The organism is Amycolatopsis sp. WQ 127309 (genome assembly GCF_023023025.1).
Lineage (GTDB): Bacteria > Actinomycetota > Actinomycetes > Mycobacteriales > Pseudonocardiaceae > Amycolatopsis.
This window is the reverse complement of record NZ_CP095481.1, coordinates 10,845,924-10,866,737: the sequence shown is the minus strand read 5'-3', so window position 1 is coordinate 10,866,737 and position 20,814 is coordinate 10,845,924. Positions and strand designations below refer to the sequence as shown.

The window sequence follows — 20,814 nt, the reverse complement described above, 5'->3', positions numbered from 1 at the left end:
ACATCCGTCCGCGGTGCGAAAGATCCCGACCGTCCGGTTCAGCCGGCGGAACCCGTCGTCTGCTCGACGGCCCAGCTCAGCGCCTTGTCGGCCACTTCCTCCCAGCCGTCCTGCCCGACGGTGTAGTGCGTTCGCCCCGGGAACTCGACGTAGTCGGTGACCGACGGCGCCCGGTGGTAGCGCCGGACGTTCTCCTTGTTCAGCGACGGCGGCACGATGTGGTCCGCACCGCCGGCGATGAACAGCAGCGGCGTCTTCTTCGCGGCGAAGTCCACCTTGGTCGGCGACTTGGGGTTGAAGTTCGCGAAGGCGCCCTGGAACAGCACGCGGGCGGAGCCGGGGACGTGGTACCGGTCGTAGACCTCCCGCGACTGCTGCTCGGTCAGCGTGTTGGTGAAGGCGTAGCGGAACTGCTTCGGCGTCAGCGGCACGGCTTTGGTGCGGTTGAAGGGATTCCCGAGCACGGGCCGCGCCGACCGCAACGTCGACAGCGGCAGCCCCAGCACCCCCTTGACGGGCCCCGAGTCGATCGCGACGCCCGCCGCGCCCACCCCGCGGTTCAGCAGCAGCTGCGTGAAGGTGCCGCCGAAGGAGTGCCCCATGATGATCGGCGGCTCGTCGAGCCCGCGGATGATCCGCTCGTAGTGGTCGACGATCTCGCCGATCCCCAGCCCCGCAAGCGGGCTCGGGTCCTTCCGCAAGGCCTCGACCCCACCTTCCAGCCCCGGCCACGACGGCGCCAGCACCCGAAACCCGGCGGCCTCGTACCGCTCGACCCACCCCTCCCAGCTCAACGGCGTCATCCACAGCCCATGCACCAGAACCACAGTCCGAGCACCCACGACAACCTCCACCTGATACAGAACGTTCTGTCTCAACCGCCGTTCAGCATGCCGCCCCGAACTCCCACGGTCAACCAAACAAGACAGATCGTTCTGTCACCTAAATCACGCGACGCCCGACCCCAGCCCGACCGCCCAGGCACGCGAGTCGTCCCTTCAATCACGCGTGATGCCCGCTTGATCGCGCGAGATCCGCGTTCAATCACGCGAGTCCCGCCCTTGATCACGCGAGATCCGGGCTCGATCACGCGAGTTTCGCCGCCAGTCACGCGAATCGGGGCTCAATCACGCGCGTCGGCCCGCCCGCCGAGGGGTGCCGCCGCGGCAAAATCCCGCCGGGCGGCCCGAGGTCAGGCCGTGCTGGCCAACGCGAACGGCAGCACCGCGGGCGCCCCGGCCCGCCGCAGCAGCCGGGTCGCCAGCGTCATCGTCCAGCCGGTGTCGATGACGTCGTCGACCAGCAGGATCGGCCCCGCGGGCAACGCCGCGGCCAGGTCGGCCGGCATGCTCAGCCGCCGCCACAGGTCGGCCAGCCGTTGCGCACTGTTCGCCTGGCGCGGTGGCGGGCCGTCCGCGTCGAGCGCTCCGAGGAAGTCGAGCTTGCCGATGTCCGCCAGCTGCGTCGCCAGGCTGTAGACCAGCTGCGGCCGCGTCGACGACGGCACCGCGACCACCGCCACCGGCCGCTCCGACCACTGCCACCCGGCCAGCACCTGGACGCACGCCTTGAACACCGAGTCCGGCACGTCCGCGTCCTGCGCCGCCGGGCCGACGAGCTCCCGCAGCCGGTTGCCCCAGCCGACGTCCGTCAGCCGCCCGAGGACCTGCCCCGGTTCGGCCTGGTCGTCGGCGCCGATCCGGCCGGAGACCGGAACGTCCAAAGAGGACATCCCGGTGGGCCACTGCTTCCGCGGCGCGACCTCGACGCCCGGCCGCTGCAAGCGTTCCCGCGTCGCGTTGACGACCTCGTCGGTCACCGACGTGTCCCAGTGCTGCCCGGTGCAGTTGTCGCACCGCCCGCACGGCGCCGCGTCGGGGTCGTCGAGCTGACGCCGCAGGTACTCCATCCGGCAGTCGCCGGTCGCCAGGTAGCCGAGCATCGCTTCCTGCTCGCGGTCACGCGCTTCCGCGACGCGCTGGTAGCGGCTGCGGTCGTACTGCCAGTCTTCGCCCGTGCTCTCCCAGCCGCCCTTCACGCGCCGGACCGCGCCGTCGACGTCCAGCACCTTGAGCACCATTTCCAGGCGGGAGCGGGAAAGCTCCACCGACGGCTCGAGCGCGGCCGTCGAAAGTGGACGGTCGGCGTAGGCGAGCGAGTTCAGCACCTGCGTCACCCGCAGCTCGTCCGGGAACGCCAGCGACCCGAAGTACGCCCAGATCGCCCGGTCCTCCTCGCCGGGCAGCAGGACGACCTCCGCGCGCTCCACACCACGCCCGGCGCGGCCGACCTGCTGGTAGTACGCGATCGGCGACGACGGCGCCCCGAGGTGCACGACGAACCCGAGGTCCGGCTTGTCGAACCCCATGCCCAGCGCGGACGTCGCGACCAGCGCCTTGACGCGGTTGCCGAGCAGGTCGTCCTCGGCCGCCTGCCGGTCGGCCGGGTCGGTCTTCCCGGTGTAGGCCGCCACCGGGTAGCCGCGGTCCTTCAACAGGGAGGCGACGTCGTGCGCCGCCGCGACCGTCAGCGTGTAGATGATCCCCGACCCCGGCAGTTCGGCCAGGTGCTCCGCGAGCCACGCGAGCCGCGCCTGCGACGTCGGCAGCCGGCAGACCGACAGCCGCAGGCTTTCCCGGTCGAGGCTGCCGCGCAGCACCAGCGTGTCGCCGCCGCTGCCCATGCCCAGCTGCTCGGCGACGTCGGTGACGACGCGGTCGTTCGCCGTCGCGGTGGTCGCCAGCACCGGCACGCCGTCGGGCAGGTCGCCCAGCAGCGTGCGCAGCCGCCGGTAGTCCGGCCGGAAGTCGTGGCCCCAGTCGGAGATGCAGTGCGCTTCGTCGACCACCAGCAGGCCGGTGCTCGCGGTCAGCTTCGGCAGCACGTTGTCGCGGAAGTCCGGGTTGTTCAGCCGCTCGGGGCTGACGAGCAGGACGTCGATCTCGCCGGCCGCGACCGACGCCTGGACGTGCTCCCACTCCTGCGGGTTCGCGGAGTTCATCGTCGCCGCGTGGATCCCGGCCTTCGCCGCCGCCGAGATCTGGTTGCGCATCAGGGCCAGCAGCGGCGAGACGATCACCGTCGGCCCGCTGCCCTGTTCGCGCAGCAGGGCCGTGGCCAGGAAGTAGACCGCCGACTTGCCCCACCCGGTGCGTTGCACGACGAGCGCGCGACGCCGCTCCGCGACCAAGGCCTCGATGGCCGTCCACTGGTCTTCGCGCAGCTTCGCCGAGTCGCCGGCGAGCGCCCGGAGGAGGGTCTCGGCGCGGTCGCGGAGTGCTGGGGTGGTGCTGGTGGTGTCCACGTCCCCACGTCTACCCCATGCCACCGACGAACCGGGAATCGGCGGCGGCGCGAACGGACCGTTCGTGTCGAATACCGGCCGTAATGTGAGCTGAATCACAATTCCTGCACGGTCGGGCGAGGTGTGCTGCTGGACCGGACGGCCCACGGGTCCGGTGTATAGGCTCGGGTCCCATGTCACCACGGCGGATCGGGGTCATGGGCGGCACTTTCGACCCCGTGCACCACGGCCACCTCGTTGCGGCGAGCGAGGTCCAGTCCCGGTTCGGGCTCGACGAAGTGATCTTCGTGCCCACCGGGCAGCCCTGGCAGAAGACCGATCGCAAGGTCACCAAGGCCGAGGACCGCTACCTGATGACGGTCATCGCGACCGCGTCCAACCCGGTCTTCTCGGTCAGCCGCGTGGACATCGACCGCGCCGGCCAGACCTACACCGTCGACACCCTGCGCGACCTCCACGCCGAGTACCCCGGCGACCAGCTCTACTTCATCACCGGCGCCGACGCGCTCGAGCAGATCCTCACCTGGCACAAGGCCGACGAGCTGTTCGACTTCGCGCACTTCATCGGCGTCACGCGGCCCGGCTACCGGCTCAACTCGCACCACCTGCCCAGCGGGAAGGTGAGTCTCGTCGAGGTCACCGCGATGGCGATTTCGTCGACCGGCTGCCGCGACCGCGTCGAGCGCGGGGAGCCGGTCTGGTACCTCGTTCCCGACGGCGTCGTCCGCTACATCACCAAGAAGGATCTCTACCGGAAGAGCGACTGAAGCACCGCTGGTCGCGGCGGGTACTCTTCTCGGGCGAACCCGATCCGGAAAAGGAGCACCGTGACAGCCACGTCCGAGGCACGAGAGCTGGCCGTAGCGGCCGCACACGCGGCGGCGGACAAGAAGGCCAGCGACGTCGTCGTGCTGGACGTGTCCGAGCAGCTCGTCATCACCGACGCCTTCGTCATCGCCTCCGCGCCCAACGAGCGCCTGGTCGGCGCGATCGTCGACAACGTCGAGGAGCAGCTGCGGGTGGCCGGGCACAAGCCGGTCCGCCGCGAAGGCGCCCGTGAGGGCCGCTGGGTCCTGCTCGACTACGTCGACGTCGTCGTGCACGTCCAGCACGTCGAGGAGCGCAGCTTCTACGGCCTCGAACGGCTGTGGAAGGACTGCCCGCGGATCGAGGTGGCCGGTCTCGAGGAGCCGCCCGCCGATGAGGACGCGGACGCCCGGTGAGCCCGCGGCGGCTGGTGCTCTGGCGCCACGGCGAGACGGACTACAACGCCGCCGGGCGGATGCAAGGTCACCTGGACTCGGCGCTGACCCCGGTCGGCTGGAACCAGGCTCGCTTCGCCGTCCCCGCGCTGGCCCGGTTCTCGCCGGACCTCGTGATCGCCTCCGACCTGCGTCGCGCGACCGACACGGCGACCGTGCTCACCGACGCCATCGGCGTCCCGCTGCGCATCGACAAGCGGCTGCGCGAGACGCACCTGGGCGAGTGGCAGGGGAAGACCGGCGCCGAGGTCGACGCCGAGTACCCCGGTGAACGCGCCCGCTGGCGCACCGACGCCACCTGGGCCCCGCCGGGCGGCGAGAACCGGCTCGACGTCGCCGAGCGCGCCGGCGAGGTCGTGTCCGACCTGCAGCAGGCCAACTCCGACGTCGGCGACACCGTGCTGCTGGCCGCCCACGGCGGGTTGATCATCGCCCTCACCGCTGGCCTGCTGAAGCTGCCGGTCGAGATCTGGCCGTCCCTCGGCGGGATCGCCAACTGCCACTGGGTCGAGCTCGGCCTGCGTGACGGCAAGTGGCGGCTGCACGCCTACAACGCGGGGATGACCGGCTAGCCGATGGGGCCACACCTGGTGGTGTTCGGCGACTCGCTGAGCTTTCACGGCCCCGAGGGGCCCTGCGCCGCGGACGAACCGCGGCTGTGGCCGAACATCGCGGCGGCGGCCCTCGGCGGCACCGCCGACCTGGTCGCCGGGATCGGCTGGACCGCCCGCGACGTCTGGTGGTCGCTCACCGGCGACCCGCGCGTCTGGGCCGACCTGCACCACGTCGACGCCGTCGTGCTGGCGATCGGGAGCATGGACACGCTGCCCTCGCCGTTGCCGACCTACCTGCGCGGCGGGCTGAAGTACCTGCGGCCCGATCCGGTGCGACGGGTGGCGCGCAAGGCTTATCTCGCCGCGCAGCCCCGGCTTTCGGTCGCGTTCCGCGGCCGTCCGCGGGTGCTGCCGGTGAAGCTGACCGTGCAGTACCTCGACACCGCCGTGGAAGCGTTGCGTGTCCTGCGTCCCGAGCTGCCGATCTTCGGGATGCTGCCGTCGGTGCACCGGGCCGCGGCCTACGGCGGGGTGCACACCGCGCGGCCGGGCGCCGAAGCCGCGATGAGGGCCTGGGGCGAGCGCGCCCGCGTACCGTTGCTGGACCTGAAAGAGGTCGTCGGCGAGCACGTCCTGAGCGGCGCGGGCAACCCGGACGGCATGCACTGGGGCTGGGCCGGGCACGCCGCCGTGGGCGAGGCGATGTCCGTGTTGCTGGCCCCGATAGCGGCCCCCGGCCACGTAGGCTGACGGCGTGTCGGTCGCCGTAGTCACGGATTCCACCGCCCACCTGCCGGAGGGGTTCGCCGAACGGCACGAGGTCCGGGTGGTGCCGCTGCACGTCCTGGTCGACGGCGTGGTGTCGCTCGACGGCGTGGAAACCGGCCCGGCGGCGGTCGCCGAGGCGATGAGCCAGCGCAAGATCGTCACGACGTCCCGGCCGACCCCGGCCGAGTTCGCGAAGGAATTCCGGGCGGCGCTCGCCGACGGCGCGGACGCGATCGTCTCCATCCACCTTTCCCGCGAGCTGTCGGGCACCTGGGAAGCGGCGGTGCTGGCGGCCCAGGAGGTCGGGCCGGACCGGGTGCGCGTGGTCGACTCGCGCACGACCGCGATGGGCCTCGGGTTCGCCGCGCTGCACGCCGCGGACGCCGCCGCGGCCGGCGCGGATCCGAAGGCGGTCGAGGCGGCGGCGATGACCGCGGCCAAGTGCTCCTCGACGTTGTTCGTCGTGGAAACCCTGGAGTACCTGCGCCGCGGCGGCCGGATCGGCCCGGCGGCGGCGCTGCTCGGGACGGCGCTGGCGGTGAAGCCGGTGCTGCACATGTCCGACGGCCGGATCCTGCCGCTGGAGAAGGTCCGGACCATGAACCGGGCGATCGCGCGGCTGGTCGAGCTGGCGGCTCGCGCGGCGGACGACGACGACGTCGAGCTCGCCGTCCACCACCTCGCGTCGCCGGACCGGGCGGTCGAGCTGGCGAACCGGCTGGAAGAAGCCGTGCCGCGGTCGGCGGGCTGCGTGGTCTCCGAGCTGGGCGCGGTGATCGGCGCGCACACCGGCCCCGGCGTGCTGGGCGTGGTCGTGCAGCGCACGGTGCCGGCCCGGCCGGACGCCTGACCCTCCAGCATCTCATCCGGGTACGACGAAAACCGCCGTTCCCGGGCCCGGCCGGCGGCATCCGTCCACAACACCCCACTTGTCCACAGGACGCGGCGCCACCCCTGTCGCCCGCCTCCCCGCGGCCCCTAACGTCGATCGTGTGTTCGAGCAGCCCGCCCGGGATCCGGGCCTCCCCGTCAACGACCGGCTCGCCTGGCTGGCCGACCAGCTCTCGCCCGACGCGAGCACGGTCGGGCCCGGCGGCCGGTTGGTCCGGCGCTGGCTGCCGGGTGGAGCGACCGGCGCGGGCCGGCGCCGCTGGGCGTTCGCCGGTGTCTTCGTGGCCGTCGTGGTGCTCGTCCTCGGCTCGGTCGCGCTGCTGGGCGACCGTCCGGCGCCCGAGCCACCGCCTCCGCTGCCCAGCGCGAAACCCGCGGCCGAGGCGCCGGCCGCACCCAAGGCCGGTCTCGTCGTCAGCGTGATCGGCCGCGTCCGGTCGCCCGGCCTGGTCACCGTGCCCCAGGGATCCCGGGTCGCCGACGTGCTGCGCGCCGCCGGGGGAACCGACCCCGGCGCGGACCTCAGCGCCGTGAACCTCGCCCGCAAGGTGACCGACGGCGAGCAGCTCGCGGTCGGGATCCCGGCGCCCATCGCGCCGCCCGGTGTCTCCGAAGGCGGCGGCGGGAAGGTCGACCTCAACGCGGCGAGCCCGGACCAGCTGGACACCCTGCCCGGCGTCGGCGAGGTGATGGCCAAGCGGATCGTCCAGTGGCGCGCGGAGCACGGCGGCTTCACGAAAGTCGAGCAGCTGCGCGACGTCGACGGCATCGGCGAAAGCAAGTTCGAGAAGCTCCGCGAGCAGGTGACGGTCGGATGAACACGATTCCCGCGACCGACACCCGGCAGGACATGCGGCTGGTCCCGGCGGCGCTCGCGTGCTGGCTCGCTGCACTGGCCGGGCTGCTGCTCGGCTGGTGGACGGCGGTCGCCGTCGGTCTCGCCGCGGCCGTGCTCGCCGGGGTGCTGCTCTGGCGGGCGCGTGGCCGGTCCCGGGTGTTCGGCGCTGCGGCGGCGCTGCTGGTGCTCGGCCTGGTCGCCGCCGGTCCGATCGCCTGGCGGATCCACGACGCCGAGCGTGACGGCCTGCGTGCGGCCGCGGCCCAGGGACTGCCCGCGACGCTCACGGTGGTCGTCGCGGAACGGCCGAAGCCGGTGCGGAGCGCGGGGTACGCCGATCGGCAGGCGGGCGCCCGGTCCGTGGTCCTGTCCGCCGACGTGCGCGCGGCGTCCGTCGACGGACAGCCGGTCGTCTCGTCCGGGCGGGTCCTGCTGCTCGCGCCCGTCGCGGACTGGGTGGGCGTGCTGCCGGGGCAGGAAGTCCGGGTGGCGGGCCTGCTGATGCCACCTCGTGGCGCGGACCTGACCGTTGCGGTGCTGTCCGTGCGAGGCCCGCCGGGTGAGCCGGGCCCGGCGCCGTGGTGGCAGGAGGCCGCGGCCGGACTGCGGTCCGGCCTGCACGACCTGAGCCAGACCCTGCCGGAGGAACCCGCGGGACTGCTGCCGGGCCTGGTCCTGGGCGACACGAGCGGGTTGTCCCCTCGGATCGAGCAGGAGTTCGTCACCGCGGGGCTTGCTCACCTGACAGCGGTGAGCGGCGGAAACCTCGCCGTGGCGTGCGGCGCGGTCCTGCTCCTGCTGCGAGTGCTTCGGCTGGGCCCGCGGTTGTCGGCCGTGGCGGCGGGCCTGTGCCTGGCCGGGTTCCTGGTCCTGGTCGGTCCCGAACCGAGTGTGCTGCGCGCCGGGGTCATGGCGGCGGTCGCGTTGCTGGCCCTGGCACTGGGACGGCGGGGCTCGGCGCTGCCCGCGCTGGCCTTCGCGGTGTGCGTGCTGGTCGTGGCGGATCCGGCGATGGCCACGGACTTCGGGTTCGCGTTGTCGGTCTTCGCCACCGCCGGGCTCGTCCTGCTGGCTCCGCGCTGGGCGGGTGTACTGGTCCGCCGCGGCGTCCCACCGGGCTTCGCCGAAGGGCTGGCGATCCCGCTCGCCGCCTTCGTGGTGACGGCGCCGGTGCTGGCCGGGATGGCGGGCACGGTGAGCCTGGTGTCGGTGGTGACCAACGTCCTCGCCGCGCCCGTCGTCGCCCCGGCGACGGTGCTCGGGGTGCTGGCGACGGTCGTCGGGCCGTGGTGGCCGGGCGGCGGGGCGTTCCTGGTGCACCTGGCCGGCCCGGAGGCCGAGTGGCTGATCTTCGTGGCGCGGCACGGCGCGCGAGCCCCGGGCGCGGTCGTTCCCTGGCCCGGCGGCTGGGCGGGCGCATTGCTCGCGGCGGCCGTCCTCGCGGTGCTCGTGTTCGCCGCGCGGTACCGGCGGGTCCGGCTGCTCCTGGCGGTGCTGATCGTCGGCGCTTTGCTGGTGTTCGTGCCGGTGCGGGTGCTCGCGCCCGCGTGGCCGCCGCGGAACTGGGCGATGGTCGAGTGCGACGTCGGCCAGGGTGACGCGGTCGTGCTGGCGACGGCCGAGCCGGGGCGGGCCGTGGTGGTGGACACCGGGCCCGAGCCGGGGCCGGTCGACGAGTGCCTGCACCGGCTGTCGGTCGACCGGATCCCGTTGCTGGTGCTGAGCCACCTGCACGCCGACCACATCGGCGGGCTCGCGTCGGTCTTCGACGGCTGGTCGGTCGGCGGGATCGCCGTCGGGCCGGGGCGGACGCCGGAGTGGGCGTGGCGGCAGGTCGCTGCGGAGGCGTCCCGCCGCGGCGTGCCGCTGGTGGAGCTGAGCCCGGGCGAGCGGGTCGACCTGCCCGGGCTGGCGCTCGACGTGCTCGGGCCGCGGTACGTGCCGTCGCGGCCGGCCGGCCGGCAGGACGGCACGACGATCAACAACAGCTCGGTCGTCCTGCGGGCGGAAACGGCCGCCGGCCGGGTGCTGATGACGGGAGACGTCGAACTGGCGGCCCAGTCGGACCTGCTGGCCGACGTCGGAGACCTGAAAGCGGAGGTGCTCAAGGTGCCCCACCACGGTTCGCGGTACTCGCTGCCGGCCTTCCTCGCCGCGGTGGCGCCGCGCGCGGCGCTCATCAGCGTCGGCGCGGGCAACACCTACGGCCACCCGAGCAAGTCCACAGTGGACACCTTGACGGCGCTGGGTGCCTTGGTGACCCGGACCGACGTCGACGGCGACACCGCTGTGGTCCCGGACCCGTCAGGCCCGGCGATAGCCCGCCGAGGCGAACCGCGCGGCCCGCCCCACCGCTGACTTCCGTTGCCCGGCAACGCGTTCCCGCCGGGGCGGGCGTGGCTCGCCCCGGCGGGGAGACGTCAGTAGCCGAGGGCCTTGTTCACGGCCGCGGCCGAAGCCGGCACGGTCGCCTTGGGGCCGACGTGGTTCTCGATGGCGTCGAGGGTCTTGAGGCCGTCGCCGGTGATGAGGAGGACGGTCTCGGCGTCCGGGTCCAGCTTGCCCGTCTCGATGAGCTTCTTCGCCGTGGCGACGGTGACCCCGCCGGCCGTCTCGGTGAAGATGCCCTCGGTGCGGGCCAGCAGCCGGATGCCTTCGACGACCTCTTCGTCGGTGACGTCTTCGATCGAGCCGCCGGTGCGGTTGACGATGTCGAGCACGTACGGGCCGTCGGCCGGGTTGCCGATCGCCAGCGAGCGGGCGATGGTGTCCGGCTTCACCGGCTGGACGACGTCCTGGCCGGCGCGGAACGCGGCCGAGACCGGCGAGCAGCCGGTGGCCTGGGCGCCGAACACCTTGTACGGGCTGGCGTCCACGAGGCCGAGCTGGCCCAGTTCGCGGAAACCCTTGTCCACCTTGGTGAGCTGTGAACCGGAGGCGATCGGCACGACGATCTGCGGCGGGATCCGCCAGCCGAGCTGCTCGGCGACCTCGAAGGCGAGTGTCTTCGAGCCCTCGGAGTAGTACGGGCGGACGTTGACGTTCACGAAGGCCCAGCTCGGGTGCTCACCGGCCAGCTCGGTGGCGAGCCGGTTGACGTCGTCGTAGTTGCCGTCGACGGCGATCAGGTCGCCGTCGTACACCGCGGTGGTGAGGATCTTGGCGCGCTCGAGGGACTTGGGGATCAGCACGACCGACTTCCAGCCCGCGCGCGCCGCCGCGGCGGCGACGGCGTTGGCCAGGTTGCCGGTCGAGGGACAGGCGAGCACCTCGAAGCCGAACTCGCGGGCCGCGGCGAGCGCGACGGCGACCACGCGGTCCTTGAAGGAGTGCGTCGGGTTGCCGGTGTCGTCCTTGACCCACAGGCGCTTGAGGCCGAGCTCCTTGGCCAGGCGGTCGGCGCGGATCAGCCGCGTCGAGCCGGGCTCGGTGTTCGGGATCTCTTCGATGTTGGACGGAACTGGGAGGAGCTTCTTGTAGCGCCAGATGTTCTTGGGGCCGGCCTCGATGTCTTCACGGCGGACGCGGCCGAAGTCGTAGGCGACCTCGAGCGGCGAGAAGTCTTCGGCGGAGACGAACTCGGGGGCGAGCGGCTGCCGGTGGCCCTCTTCCTTCGACACCAGTTCGACGGCCGGTCCGAGATCCGGGGTCTTGGTGGTGGAGGTCGTGCCGAGGGTTGCGGTCATCGCGAGGTTCCTTCCTCATCTGCCCCGCCGAAGCGGGCCGGAATTGGCACCGTGGTCGTCAGCTATCCCGCGATCGCGGGATGACAGGCTGTACGCCGGTTGCCGGGGCTTCGTCGGGCCGTTCCCTCTGCCCCTCTGGATGAGCGGTATTCAGTTGTCGGAGCGCGCGAGAAAGCGCGCCGCCTCCAGGACACCGTACGACATGGCACTCGGGCCGTGCCATGGTGGCCGCTCGACATCACCGGAGCGGGCGCACGAAGCAGCAAGTGAGAAGATTCCCGGGTGACCGCGCAAGCCACCGCCCCGGCCCCGCTCCACCTGGTCCTGGGTGAGGAAGAACTGCTGATCGAGCGGGCCGTCCGCGAGACGCTGGCCGCGTCCCGCGCGATCGACGCGACGGCCGAGCTGACGCGGGCCCGGGTGTCCGATCTCACAGCTCCCGAGCTGGCCGAACTCGTCAGCCCGTCGCTGTTCAGCGAAGGCCGGGTGATCGTCCTCGAGTCGGCGCAGGACATCTCGCAGGAGCTGGCCGACGCCGTGACGTCGTACCTGAAGGACCCGGCGGCCGGGATCGTGCTCGTCGTCGTGCACACCGGCGGCGGGCGCAGCAAGGCGGGCAAGACGCTCCCGGCGGTGCTGAAGAAGGCCGGCGCCGAGGTGACGGAGTGCCCGAAGCTGACCAAGCCCGCCGAGCGGGAGCAGTTCGTGCGCCACGAGGTGCGCCGGGCGGGCGGCAAGATCGACCCGGCCGGGGTCGCGGCGCTCATCGACGCCGTGGGCTCCGACCTGCGGGAACTGTCCTCGGCCGCGATGCAGCTCGTCGCGGACGCCGGCGGCGTGGTCGACGCGGACGCGGTCCACCGCTACCACCGCGGCCGCGCCGACGTGACCGGGTTCGCGGTGGCGGAGAAGGCGGTGAGCGGCGACCGCGCGGCCGCGCTGGAGTCGCTGCGCTGGGCGATGCAGCTCGGCGTCCCGTACGTCCTGGTCGCCGACGCACTGGCCGACGCGGTCCGCACGATCGCCCGCGTCTCCGGCGCGGGCCGCGGCAACCCGAACCAGCTGGCCGGGGAGCTGGGCATGCCGCCGTGGAAGGTCCGCAAGGCCCAGGGCCAGTCCCGCGGCTGGAACCAGGACGGCCTCGCCACGGCGATGCGGGTGGTCGCCCGGCTGAACGCCGAGGTCAAGGGTGTCGCGGCGGACCCGGGTTACGCGCTGGAACGCGCGGTCCTGCAGGTCGCGGCGGCCAAAGGCGACCGCTGAACATGAAGAAAGCCCCGGCCGGGGCCGGGGCTTCTCCAGAGATCAGTTAGCTCAGAGCGAGTTGACGCGCTTCGCGAGCGCCGACTTCTTGTTGGCGGCCTGGTTGGCGTGGATGACGCCCTTCGAGACGGCCTTGTCCAGCTTCTGGGCGGCGTCGCGCTGCAGCTCGACGGCCTTGGCCTTGTCACCGGAGTCAGCGGCTTCGCGGACCTTGCGGATCGCGGTCTTCACCGAGGACCGGATCGCCTGGTTGCGCTGACGCGCCTTCTCGTTCGTGGTGATGCGCTTGATCTGCGACTTGATGTTGGCCATGAGGCGCTCCTGCTTTCACTCGGTGAGATTCGCCGCCGCGCTGGTGTGGCCCCGCTGAAGCGGGTTTCCTCCATGACGGAATGCCGCACGGCAACGAGCAGCAACTTTAACAGCCCGGCCCCGGCCCGCCGCGAGCGCGTCCGGCCGGGCGTGGATCACCGGGAGTACGGTGGGCGGCGGCAGTGCCTAGGGTTCCGTCACCGGTCCGCCCCAGCCAGCAGGACAACCAGGATCCGGTGGGTCTGGTCCGAGCGGCACCATCGGCGGGTCCGGAAGGCCCGCCGTTCATCTGACGGGGCAAAAGCCTGGAGGACCCGGGTTTCGCGCGCGCGAAACCCGTAAGGGGTCCCTGTGAACACCACCGCACTGTCCTTGGTCGTCGTGGCGGCCGTCGTGCACGCCGCGTGGAACCTCGCCGCCAAGCGGGTCCGCTCCGGCGGCACCCAGTTCGTCTGGCTCTACTACACGGTTTCCGCCGTCGCCCTGCTGCCGGTGACGGTCGTGCTGGTGGCCGTCGAGCCGCAACGTCCACAGTGGAGCTGGCTGCTGGCCGCGGCGGGCACGTCGGTGCTGCACGTCGCCTACGGCATCGTCCTGCAGCGCGGCTACCGCGTCGGCGACCTCTCCGTCGTCTACCCCGTCGCGCGCGGCACCGGGCCGCTGCTGTCGGTGCTGGCCGCCGTCCTCGTCCTCGGCGAACGGCCGGGCTGGCTCGGCCTGCTCGGCGCGTTCCTGGTGATCACCGGGGTGCTCGTGATCAGCACCGGCCGCCGGGGCGCCGCCGCTGACGACCCGGCCGCGGCCAAGGCCCGGCGCGCCGGGATCTTCTACGGCGTCCTGACCGGGGCCGTCATCGCCGGCTACACGCTCTGGGACGCGCACTCGGTGACCGGCATCGGCATGCCGCCGATCGTGTACCTCGGCCTCGGCACGCTCATCCAGAGCGCCATGCTCCTGCCGAGCGCGCGGGCGGGCCGGTCCGAGGTGACGCGGCTCTGGCGAGAGCAGCGGCGCGAGGTGCTGATCGTCGGCCTGCTGTCGCCCGTCGCCTACATCCTCGTGCTGTTCGCCCTGACGATGGCGCCGGTCAGCCTGGTGGCGCCCGCCCGGGAGCTGAGCATCGTGCTGGGCGGTCTCGCCGCGTGGCTGGTGCTGGGCGAGCGCGACGCCGTGCGGCGGCTCGCCGGGTCCGTGATCGTGCTGTCCGGCATCGTCGCGATTGCGGCGGCCTGAGGACCTCCGGTAGGGATGGTCGGATGGAAGTCCTGAAGAGCAGGCTGCTGATCCGCCCGCGCGACGCCGAGGCGTCGACCGCGTTCTACCGCGACACCCTCGGCCTGGCCGTGGAGCGTGAGTTCCCCGGTGGCACCGTGTTCTTCCTGGGGCACGGCTCCCTGGAGGTGTCCGGCTCGGGCGAGGCGGGCGCGTCGCCCGACCTGGTGCTCTGGGTGCAGGTCCGCGACCTGGCCGGCGAGCTGACCGAGCTGAAGGCCAAGGGCCTGACGCCGGTGCGGGACGCCCAGCGCGAGCCCTGGGGCCTGGACGAGGCCTGGATCGCCGATCCGGACGGCACGCGCATCGTGCTGGTCGAGGTGCCGGAAGGACACCCGATCCGCACGGACACCCGCTAGGCGGGCTTGACGGCCCGCAGCTGCGCGGCGAGCGCGGTGAAGCCGGGCGGTTCCCAGGTCCACGTCTGCAGGTCGGCGAAGCCCGCTTCGGCGGCTTCGTCGGCCAGCACGTGCCTGCTCACGGGCAGCCACTTCTCGTGCGCGGACAGCAGCAGCCGGCCACCCGGGCGCAGGACGCGGAACAGCTCGGCGAAGCCGGCCGCGCGGTCGTCCCAGAGCATGACGTTGTTCACGGTGAGCACGACGTCGACGGACTCGCCGGGCTCGCCGGTGTGCGCCGCCGACCCCTCCCGGAGCTCGGCCCGGTCGCCGCAGCGCTCGTGGCACAGGGCCAGCATCGCGGGGGAGGGGTCGACGCCGATCGTGCGCCCGGCCAGCCGTGCGGCGGCGTCGAGGCCGACGCCGGGGCCGGGACCGACGACCAGGACGGTCTCGTCCGGCTCGAGCTTCGCCAGGTCGACGACGCGGTGCTCGGTGGCGGAGTTGCCCCGGGCCATGAGCCGGCCGCCGAGGCGGCCGAGCAGGCCCGAAGGGTGACCGAAGACACGGTCGAGAACCCGGGCGAGGCCGTCCGGATCAGGCTGGGGAGGTGGTGCGGGCTGGTGCGATGTGCTCATACTTCGAGGGCACCACGGATCACGTGGGCTCGCATCGGGGATGACCCCCACTCGCACCCGGAGCGCCATGGGAACATAGAGGTGGCCATCCCCGACTTTCCGAGGACTCATTCGAGTGACGACGTTCGCCGACACGACCTTCACGCCTCCGGAGCTCATCCGGAACTTCTGCATCATCGCGCACATCGACCACGGCAAGTCCACCCTGGCCGACCGCATGCTGCAGCTCACCGGCGTCGTGGAAGAGCGGGCCATGCGCGCGCAGTACCTCGACCGGATGGACATCGAGCGCGAGCGCGGGATCACGATCAAGGCCCAGAACGTCCGGCTGCCCTGGCAGGTCGACGGGCAGGACCACGTCCTGCACATGATCGACACCCCGGGCCACGTCGACTTCACCTACGAGGTCTCCCGGGCGCTGGAGGCGTGCGAAGGCGCGGTGCTGCTGGTCGACGCCGCGCAGGGGATCGAGGCCCAGACCCTGGCCAACCTCTACCTCGCGCTGGAGAACAACCTCCAGATCATCCCGGTGCTCAACAAGATCGATCTGCCCTCGGCCGACCCCGACAAGTACGCGGGTGAGCTGGCCCACATCATCGGCTGCGAGCCCGACGACGTGCTGCGGGTCTCGGCCAAGACCGGCATCGGCGTCGGCGCGCTGCTCGACGAGGTCGTGAAGTCGGTCCCGGCACCGCAGGGCGACGCGGACGCGCCGGCCCGCGCGATGATCTTCGACTCGGTGTACGACACCTACCGCGGCGTCGTCACCTACATCCGGGTGGTCGACGGCAAGATCACCCCGCGCGAGCGCATCAAGATGATGTCCACCGGCGCCACCCACGAGCTGCTGGAAGTCGGCATCATCTCGCCGGAACCCAAGGCCAGCAAGGGACTCGGCGTCGGCGAGGTCGGCTACCTGATCACCGGCGTGAAGGACGTCCGCCAGTCCAAGGTCGGCGACACCGTGACGTCCGAACGCCACGGCGCCAAGGACGCGCTGGCCGGGTACCGCGAGCCGAAGCCGATGGTCTACTCCGGACTGTATCCGGTGGACGGTTCGGACTACCCCGAGCTGCGCGAGGCCCTCGACAAGCTCCAGCTGAACGACGCCGCGCTCGACTACGAGCCGGAGACGTCGGTGGCGCTGGGCTTCGGCTTCCGCTGCGGCTTCCTCGGCCTGCTGCACCTGGAGATCACGCGTGACCGGCTCGAGCGCGAGTTCGGCCTCGACCTGATCTCCACGGCACCGAACGTCGTCTACGACGTGGTGCTCGACGACGGCAAGGAAATCCACGTCACCAACCCGTCGGACTGGCCGACCGGCAGCAAGATCGACAAGGTGCTGGAGCCGGTCAGCAAGGTCAGCGTCCTGGCGCCGTCGGAGTTCATCGGCACGATCATGGAGCTGTGCCAGAACAAGCGCGGTCAGCTGCTCGGCATGGACTACCTGTCCGAGGACCGGGTCGAGCTGCGGTACAACATGCCGCTGGGCGAGATCATCTTCGACTTCTTCGACACGCTGAAGTCGCGTACGCGCGGCTACGCGTCGCTGGACTACGAAGAGGCCGGCACGCAGGCGGCGGACCTGGTCAAGGTGGACATCCTGCTGCAGGGCGAGGGTGTGGACGCGTTCTCCGCGATCGTGCACAAGGACGACGCCTACAACTACGGCAACCGCATGGTGAACCGGCTGCGCGAGCTGATCCCGCGGCAGAACTTCGAGGTCCCCATCCAGGCGGCCATCGGCGCCCGGATCATCGCGCGCGAAACGATTCGCGCGATCCGCAAGGACGTTCTGGCCAAGTGCTACGGCGGTGACATCTCGCGTAAGCGCAAGCTGCTGGAAAAGCAGAAGGAAGGCAAGAAGCGGATGAAGACCGTCGGCCGGGTCGAGGTCCCGCAAGAGGCTTTCGTCGCCGCACTGTCCACTGAGGACTCCGGCAAGAACAAGAAGTAAGTGTTCCGCTGATGTGACACCGGCGCCTGTATTCACGCTTCCGTGTGAATGCAGGCGCCGAACTCGTGTTCGACATCGTTTTTGTCGGTGCTCTCTGGTGTGCTCTGGTGCGAAGAGCGAAAGGAGCGCACCATGACGGTCATGGCAGACATCGAGCATCCCGCCGATTCGGGCCCCCTGACGGTGCAGGACCTCGAGGGGATGCCGGATAACGGGCGAAGATACGAGCTCATCGACGGGGTGCTCATCGTGAGTCCCGCGCCTGGTCTCAGACATCAGACAATCGGGTATCGGCTCTACGGTGTGCTCGAGTCCGTGTGTCCAGCTGAGTTCTACGTCGTCGGAGCACCGTTCGCGGTGCACTCGGGCGACAAGATCGAACTGCAGCCGGACGTCCTGGTCGGCCGGGACGAGGACTTCACCGAGAAGGATCTCCCGGCATCCCCGGTGCTGGCCGTCGAGGTGCTGTCGCCCAGCACGGCGATCTACGACTGGAACCTCAAGAAAGCTATCTACGAGCGGCTCGGTACCGCCGGTTTCTGGGTGATCGATCCGGCCGAGCCCGCGTTGACGGTGTTCGAGCTGGACGTGGACGGCAACTACCAGCAGGTGGCCAAGGCCGCGGGCGACGAGGTCTTCGAGGCCGAGCGGCCGTTCCCGGTGCGGATCGTGCCGCGGGAGCTACTGGGCCGGCTCGGCTGAGCCCGGCTGTTCCTGGGCCTGGCGCACGTCGCGCAGCGCTTGGACCACGCCGGTGAACTCGGCCGGCCCGAGCTTGAGCCAGCGCCGGGTGCTCACCCGCTCGCCTTGCTGCGGGTGGTCGTAGCGCACCACCTGGGTCTGGATCCGCTCGTCGTCGGCGGTGACGATCCAGAGCGCGGTGTAGGACGTGTCGGCGCCGAGGTGCTGCGCGGGCGCGGTCGTGATGTCGGCGACCTCGGACCACGGCAGCTCACGGACGGTCAGCAACCGCCGGAGGCGAAGGCCGCGCGGACCGGCCTGGATCCCGGAGAGGGCGCTCAACGCCATCACGACACCGGCGACGGCGATGAACACGAGGAGGAAGATGGCCTGAGGCACGTGACCGAGGGAGATCGACACCCCGGTCAGGGCGAGCCCGATCGCGCCGAGGACAACGGCGTTGCGCTTCGCGAGATGCCGGTGCGCCTCGGGAGGTGAGATGCGCTGCCATTCGCTCATGGCGGAAGTATGCCTGAGCGTCAGCGACGCCGGAGGCGGGGTTCGCCGCGGGTGTCGGCGTGCAGCCGGCGGTGGCGCAGTTCGCGGCGGAGCCGGTCGATCACGGCGTTGAACAGGGCGGGGTCGAGGATCGCGGTCTGGTCGAACTGCCGTCTTCGCGCCGGTGCCGGTTCGAGCCGGCTGCGCGGCGCGAAGCACTGCACCGAGCTCTCGACGCCCTCGCCGGTGACCAGGTCGAGCCAGATCGCGTCGCGCAGGTAGCCGTCGCCGAAGCGGGCCGAGCGGCGGGCGGTGACGTCGGCGATCTCGGCCCACGGCACCAGCCGGGTGCTCATCGTGCCCGCGGGCAGACGGATGCCCTCGTCGCCGAGGGTGAGGTCGCGCAGGCCGTCGAAGCCGCGTTTGAGCACGCGGGCGCGTGACGTCCGGAAGATCAGCACCGCGACGAGCACGGTCGCCGCGTAGGCGCCGGCGATCAGCCAGGCGGGCAGGCCGCGCACCAGCCCCAGGGCGAGGGCCGCGCCGAAGCCCGCGTCGATGACGGCGAGCAGGCCGATGAGGACCTTCGCCGGAATGGTGACGCGGGGCGGGGACTCGGACAACGGACGCTCCTGGGGCCGGACGGGCTCAGCGGTTGCCGATTATCCGGTCCGCCGTGATGAACACCGCAACCCGCCGCTCTTCGGCCATCACGCGGTCGTACTCGGCCCAGTCGTCGTGGGTGCCGGTGGCGGCGATGAAGACGTCGCGAAGCAGCTTCGGCAGCCCGGCGGCGTCGAAGGCCGGGTCCGGGTCGTCGGGCCCGATCAGGTGAGTGGCGCCGGTGACGGAGTGCCAGTTCCAGCCGCGCCGGAACGTCACCGTGGCGTGCCCGGCCAGCCGCAGCAGCGCGAGCTTGTGCGCCCGGCCGAGGGCGACGAACGCGACGCCGGGTGCCCCGGTCACCGGGTCCTCGTACACCCCGGCGTTGACGACGGAGGAGTGGACGGTGCCGTCGGCGCGCGTCGTGGAGATGGTGGCGAGGCCGTTTTCCTGCAGCGACAGGGTGCGAACCTGCTCGAGATCAGCGCTCATGACCCAAGCTAACCCGGTTGCGGCGCCCGGTGTTCCGGTTTCACGGGGTGGAGTGCGGCCTTGACTGTCCGCACCGGCCGGGGAAGCCTCGTTCCATGCGGCTGGGCATCGCCCACCACTTCGGGTGGGCAGTGGCTGTCACGGCGTCGGCCGACCACCGGGTCGTGGACCGCCGGCGGATCGAGCTGGTCGAGCCCGGAGTGGCGGCGGCCCCGATCCACCACGACGGCAAACACCTCGACGACCCGGCCGCGGCGGCCCTGGTGGCGCTGGTCCGCGCGTCGGCGACCCGGGCGGCGTCGACCGAACTGGACCGCCTCGCGGCCGCACTGCCCGGACCGATCGTGTCGATGTCGCTGAGGGCATGGCCACCGGACTTCCCCGAGGACATCGCGGTCCAGCGCCGCGTCCCGTACGAGGCCCGCGCCGACTCGGTCATGTACCGCCAGGTCCTGGCGGAACTGGCCCACGCCCGCGGCTGGCAGGTGCACCTCTACGAAGCCAAGGACGTAGAACACCAAGCGGCGGCCATCCTCGGCCCACGGGCGGACGAGGTGCTCCACGGCCCGCGCGCGGCACTGGGCCCACCCTGGACGAAGGACCACCGAACGGCCTTGGCCGCAACGATCATGGCCGGCTGAAGTACGCCCTCAACCGCCCGCACAAGCCGGCCGGATCACCGTGCGGCGCGCCCGGCCAATCGACGTCAATCCAGCTGCGCTCGGCTGGCGTACCCCGATAACGGACGAAGACGTGCTGGTGGAAGTGCGCCACCGAGCGTCCCGCCACGAAGGTGTGCACGGACTCCGCATCGAGTTCGGCCCGCAGTGCCCGCGCCGCCACCAGACGACCCACGCGACCGCGAGCGCCTCGGACTCGGTGAGATCGCCAAGGCCCGCGACGTGACGCCGGGGCTCGACGAAGAGATAGCCGAGCAGATCAGGCTCGGCCCGATGGGTGACGACGACCTGATCGTCGGACCAGACTTCCGGACACGCGAGCGGCCCGCCACCCCGGTGTTTGGCACAGATCGGACAGGGCTCAGCCATCACCGCAGACTAGCGGCGCCCGCCGGCGCCACCGCTCGCCGATCGTTGTCTGCGGAATCGCCGCTCGCCGGGAGCTGCCGTCGATCGGAGCTGTCGCCCGCCGGATCGCCGCGTGGGGGAGCCGCCTTCCGCTGGAACTGCCACCGGCGCCGATGTCGTCGATGCCGAAGCCGTGGAAGCCGTGGTGGGCGAACAACTCGGCGGCCGCGGACGTGATCCTGTGGGAACACCGGCCCCTGGAATCCGCCACCGATCGGAGCTGTCGCCCGCCGGATCGCGGTGTGGAGGAGTCGCCGCCGCTGGAACCCGCCGCCCGCCGGAAGCGCCGCGATCCACAGGCGGAGTCGAATGTGGACAACTCCGCCCGTGGACCGCGCTCCGGCCGGTCCTGTCGGTGGGCGCCGATAG

21 protein-coding genes, 1 pseudogene and 1 riboswitch are annotated in these 20,814 nt (G+C 71.7%); of the genes and pseudogenes, 13 read left to right on the top strand and 9 right to left on the bottom strand.

Annotated features, from left to right (window positions below; all coding sequences use genetic code 11):
• Positions 1-38 precede the first annotated feature (38 nt).
• Positions 39-827, bottom strand: a complete 789-nt coding sequence (locus MUY22_RS48270) for an alpha/beta hydrolase (protein ID WP_247055194.1) — start codon at positions 825-827, stop codon at positions 39-41.
• 365 nt (positions 828-1,192) lie between these two features.
• Complete coding sequence (locus MUY22_RS48265; protein ID WP_247055192.1) at positions 1,193-3,304, bottom strand: RecQ family ATP-dependent DNA helicase; 2,112 nt, start codon at positions 3,302-3,304, stop codon at positions 1,193-1,195.
• A 197-nt stretch (positions 3,305-3,501) separates the two neighbouring features.
• On the opposite strand from MUY22_RS48265, the gene nadD reads away from it, so the two are divergent.
• The 7 genes from nadD (at position 3,502) to MUY22_RS48230 (ending at position 9,975) form a co-directional block, all read left to right on the top strand.
• Positions 3,502-4,071 (top strand): nicotinate-nucleotide adenylyltransferase, encoded by a 570-nt coding sequence (gene nadD, locus MUY22_RS48260; RefSeq protein ID WP_247064488.1) that lies wholly within the window; start codon positions 3,502-3,504, stop codon positions 4,069-4,071.
• Between the two features lie 60 nt (positions 4,072-4,131).
• Positions 4,132-4,527 (top strand): ribosome silencing factor, encoded by a 396-nt coding sequence (rsfS, locus tag MUY22_RS48255; protein WP_247055190.1) that lies wholly within the window; start codon positions 4,132-4,134, stop codon positions 4,525-4,527.
• Positions 4,524-5,138, top strand: coding sequence for a histidine phosphatase family protein (locus tag MUY22_RS48250; protein WP_247055188.1), 615 nt, complete (start codon positions 4,524-4,526; stop codon positions 5,136-5,138). Before rsfS ends, MUY22_RS48250 begins: the two co-directional genes overlap by 4 nt.
• Before the next feature lie 3 nt (positions 5,139-5,141).
• Positions 5,142-5,870, top strand: coding sequence for a diglucosylglycerate octanoyltransferase (octT, locus tag MUY22_RS48245; RefSeq protein WP_247055186.1), 729 nt, complete (start codon positions 5,142-5,144; stop codon positions 5,868-5,870).
• A 4-nt stretch (positions 5,871-5,874) separates the two neighbouring features.
• The gene (locus MUY22_RS48240) at positions 5,875-6,738 is read left to right on the top strand and encodes a DegV family protein (protein ID WP_247055183.1); all 864 of its coding nucleotides are present in this window, start codon (positions 5,875-5,877) and stop codon (positions 6,736-6,738) included.
• Between the two features lie 142 nt (positions 6,739-6,880).
• Entirely contained in the window at positions 6,881-7,597 is a 717-nt protein-coding gene (locus MUY22_RS48235; protein ID WP_247055181.1) for a helix-hairpin-helix domain-containing protein, read from the top strand.
• Positions 7,594-9,975: a ComEC/Rec2 family competence protein gene (locus MUY22_RS48230; protein ID WP_247055179.1), complete on the top strand. Its 2,382-nt coding sequence runs from the start codon at positions 7,594-7,596 to the stop codon at positions 9,973-9,975. The genes MUY22_RS48235 and MUY22_RS48230 overlap by 4 nt, the downstream gene beginning before the upstream one ends.
• 62 nt (positions 9,976-10,037) lie before the next feature.
• Here MUY22_RS48230 and thrC read toward each other — a convergent pair whose 3' ends face one another.
• Positions 10,038-11,303 carry a threonine synthase gene (gene thrC / locus MUY22_RS48225; RefSeq protein WP_247055177.1) on the bottom strand — a complete coding sequence of 422 codons (1,266 nt, stop codon included), beginning with the start codon at positions 11,301-11,303 and terminating at the stop codon, positions 10,038-10,040.
• A 12-nt stretch (positions 11,304-11,315) separates the two neighbouring features.
• Positions 11,316-11,449: riboswitch (SAM riboswitch) on the bottom strand.
• Between the two features lie 136 nt (positions 11,450-11,585).
• On the opposite strand from thrC, the gene holA reads away from it, so the two are divergent.
• Positions 11,586-12,566, top strand: coding sequence for a DNA polymerase III subunit delta (gene holA, locus MUY22_RS48220; protein ID WP_247055175.1), 981 nt, complete (start codon positions 11,586-11,588; stop codon positions 12,564-12,566).
• Positions 12,567-12,617: 51 nt separating this feature from the next.
• Here holA and rpsT read toward each other — a convergent pair whose 3' ends face one another.
• On the bottom strand, positions 12,618-12,878 hold the full coding sequence (rpsT, locus tag MUY22_RS48215; protein WP_247055174.1) for a 30S ribosomal protein S20: 261 nt from the start codon (positions 12,876-12,878) through the stop codon (positions 12,618-12,620).
• A 351-nt stretch (positions 12,879-13,229) separates the two neighbouring features.
• On the opposite strand from rpsT, the gene MUY22_RS48210 reads away from it, so the two are divergent.
• A complete protein-coding gene (locus tag MUY22_RS48210) occupies positions 13,230-14,111 on the top strand; it encodes a DMT family transporter (protein WP_247055171.1) in 882 nt (293 codons plus the stop codon).
• 23 nt (positions 14,112-14,134) lie between these two features.
• A complete protein-coding gene (locus MUY22_RS48205; RefSeq protein WP_247055169.1) occupies positions 14,135-14,509 on the top strand; it encodes a VOC family protein in 375 nt (124 codons plus the stop codon).
• Here the strand turns inward: MUY22_RS48205 and MUY22_RS48200 are convergent.
• Complete coding sequence (locus MUY22_RS48200) at positions 14,506-15,126, bottom strand: class I SAM-dependent methyltransferase (protein ID WP_247055167.1); 621 nt, start codon at positions 15,124-15,126, stop codon at positions 14,506-14,508. The two genes, MUY22_RS48205 and MUY22_RS48200, sit on opposite strands and share 4 nt — an antisense overlap.
• A gap of 115 nt (positions 15,127-15,241) precedes the next feature.
• On the opposite strand from MUY22_RS48200, the gene lepA reads away from it, so the two are divergent.
• Both lepA and MUY22_RS48190 read left to right on the top strand, forming a co-directional pair.
• Complete coding sequence (lepA, locus tag MUY22_RS48195) at positions 15,242-17,083, top strand: translation elongation factor 4 (RefSeq protein WP_247055165.1); 1,842 nt, start codon at positions 15,242-15,244, stop codon at positions 17,081-17,083.
• 132 nt (positions 17,084-17,215) lie between these two features.
• Entirely contained in the window at positions 17,216-17,785 is a 570-nt protein-coding gene (locus tag MUY22_RS48190; protein ID WP_247055163.1) for a Uma2 family endonuclease, read from the top strand.
• Here MUY22_RS48190 and MUY22_RS48185 read toward each other — a convergent pair.
• From MUY22_RS48185 to MUY22_RS48175, 3 genes are read right to left on the bottom strand one after another with little or no spacing between them, the layout of a single operon-like run.
• Entirely contained in the window at positions 17,765-18,283 is a 519-nt protein-coding gene (locus MUY22_RS48185) for a PH domain-containing protein (RefSeq protein WP_247055161.1), read from the bottom strand. The genes MUY22_RS48190 and MUY22_RS48185 overlap by 21 nt on opposite strands.
• Before the next feature lie 20 nt (positions 18,284-18,303).
• The gene (locus tag MUY22_RS48180) at positions 18,304-18,885 is read right to left on the bottom strand and encodes a hypothetical protein (RefSeq protein ID WP_247055159.1); all 582 of its coding nucleotides are present in this window, start codon (positions 18,883-18,885) and stop codon (positions 18,304-18,306) included.
• 25 nt (positions 18,886-18,910) lie between these two features.
• The gene (locus tag MUY22_RS48175) at positions 18,911-19,357 is read right to left on the bottom strand and encodes a pyridoxamine 5'-phosphate oxidase (RefSeq protein ID WP_247055156.1); all 447 of its coding nucleotides are present in this window, start codon (positions 19,355-19,357) and stop codon (positions 18,911-18,913) included.
• Positions 19,358-19,452: 95 nt separating this feature from the next.
• On the opposite strand from MUY22_RS48175, the gene MUY22_RS48170 reads away from it, so the two are divergent.
• Entirely contained in the window at positions 19,453-19,998 is a 546-nt protein-coding gene (locus MUY22_RS48170) for a hypothetical protein (protein ID WP_247055154.1), read from the top strand.
• Positions 19,999-20,524: 526 nt separating this feature from the next.
• Here the strand turns inward: MUY22_RS48170 and MUY22_RS48165 are convergent.
• Positions 20,525-20,656: pseudogene (locus MUY22_RS48165) on the bottom strand (TetR family transcriptional regulator); the annotation flags it as partial.
• Positions 20,657-20,814 lie beyond the last annotated feature (158 nt).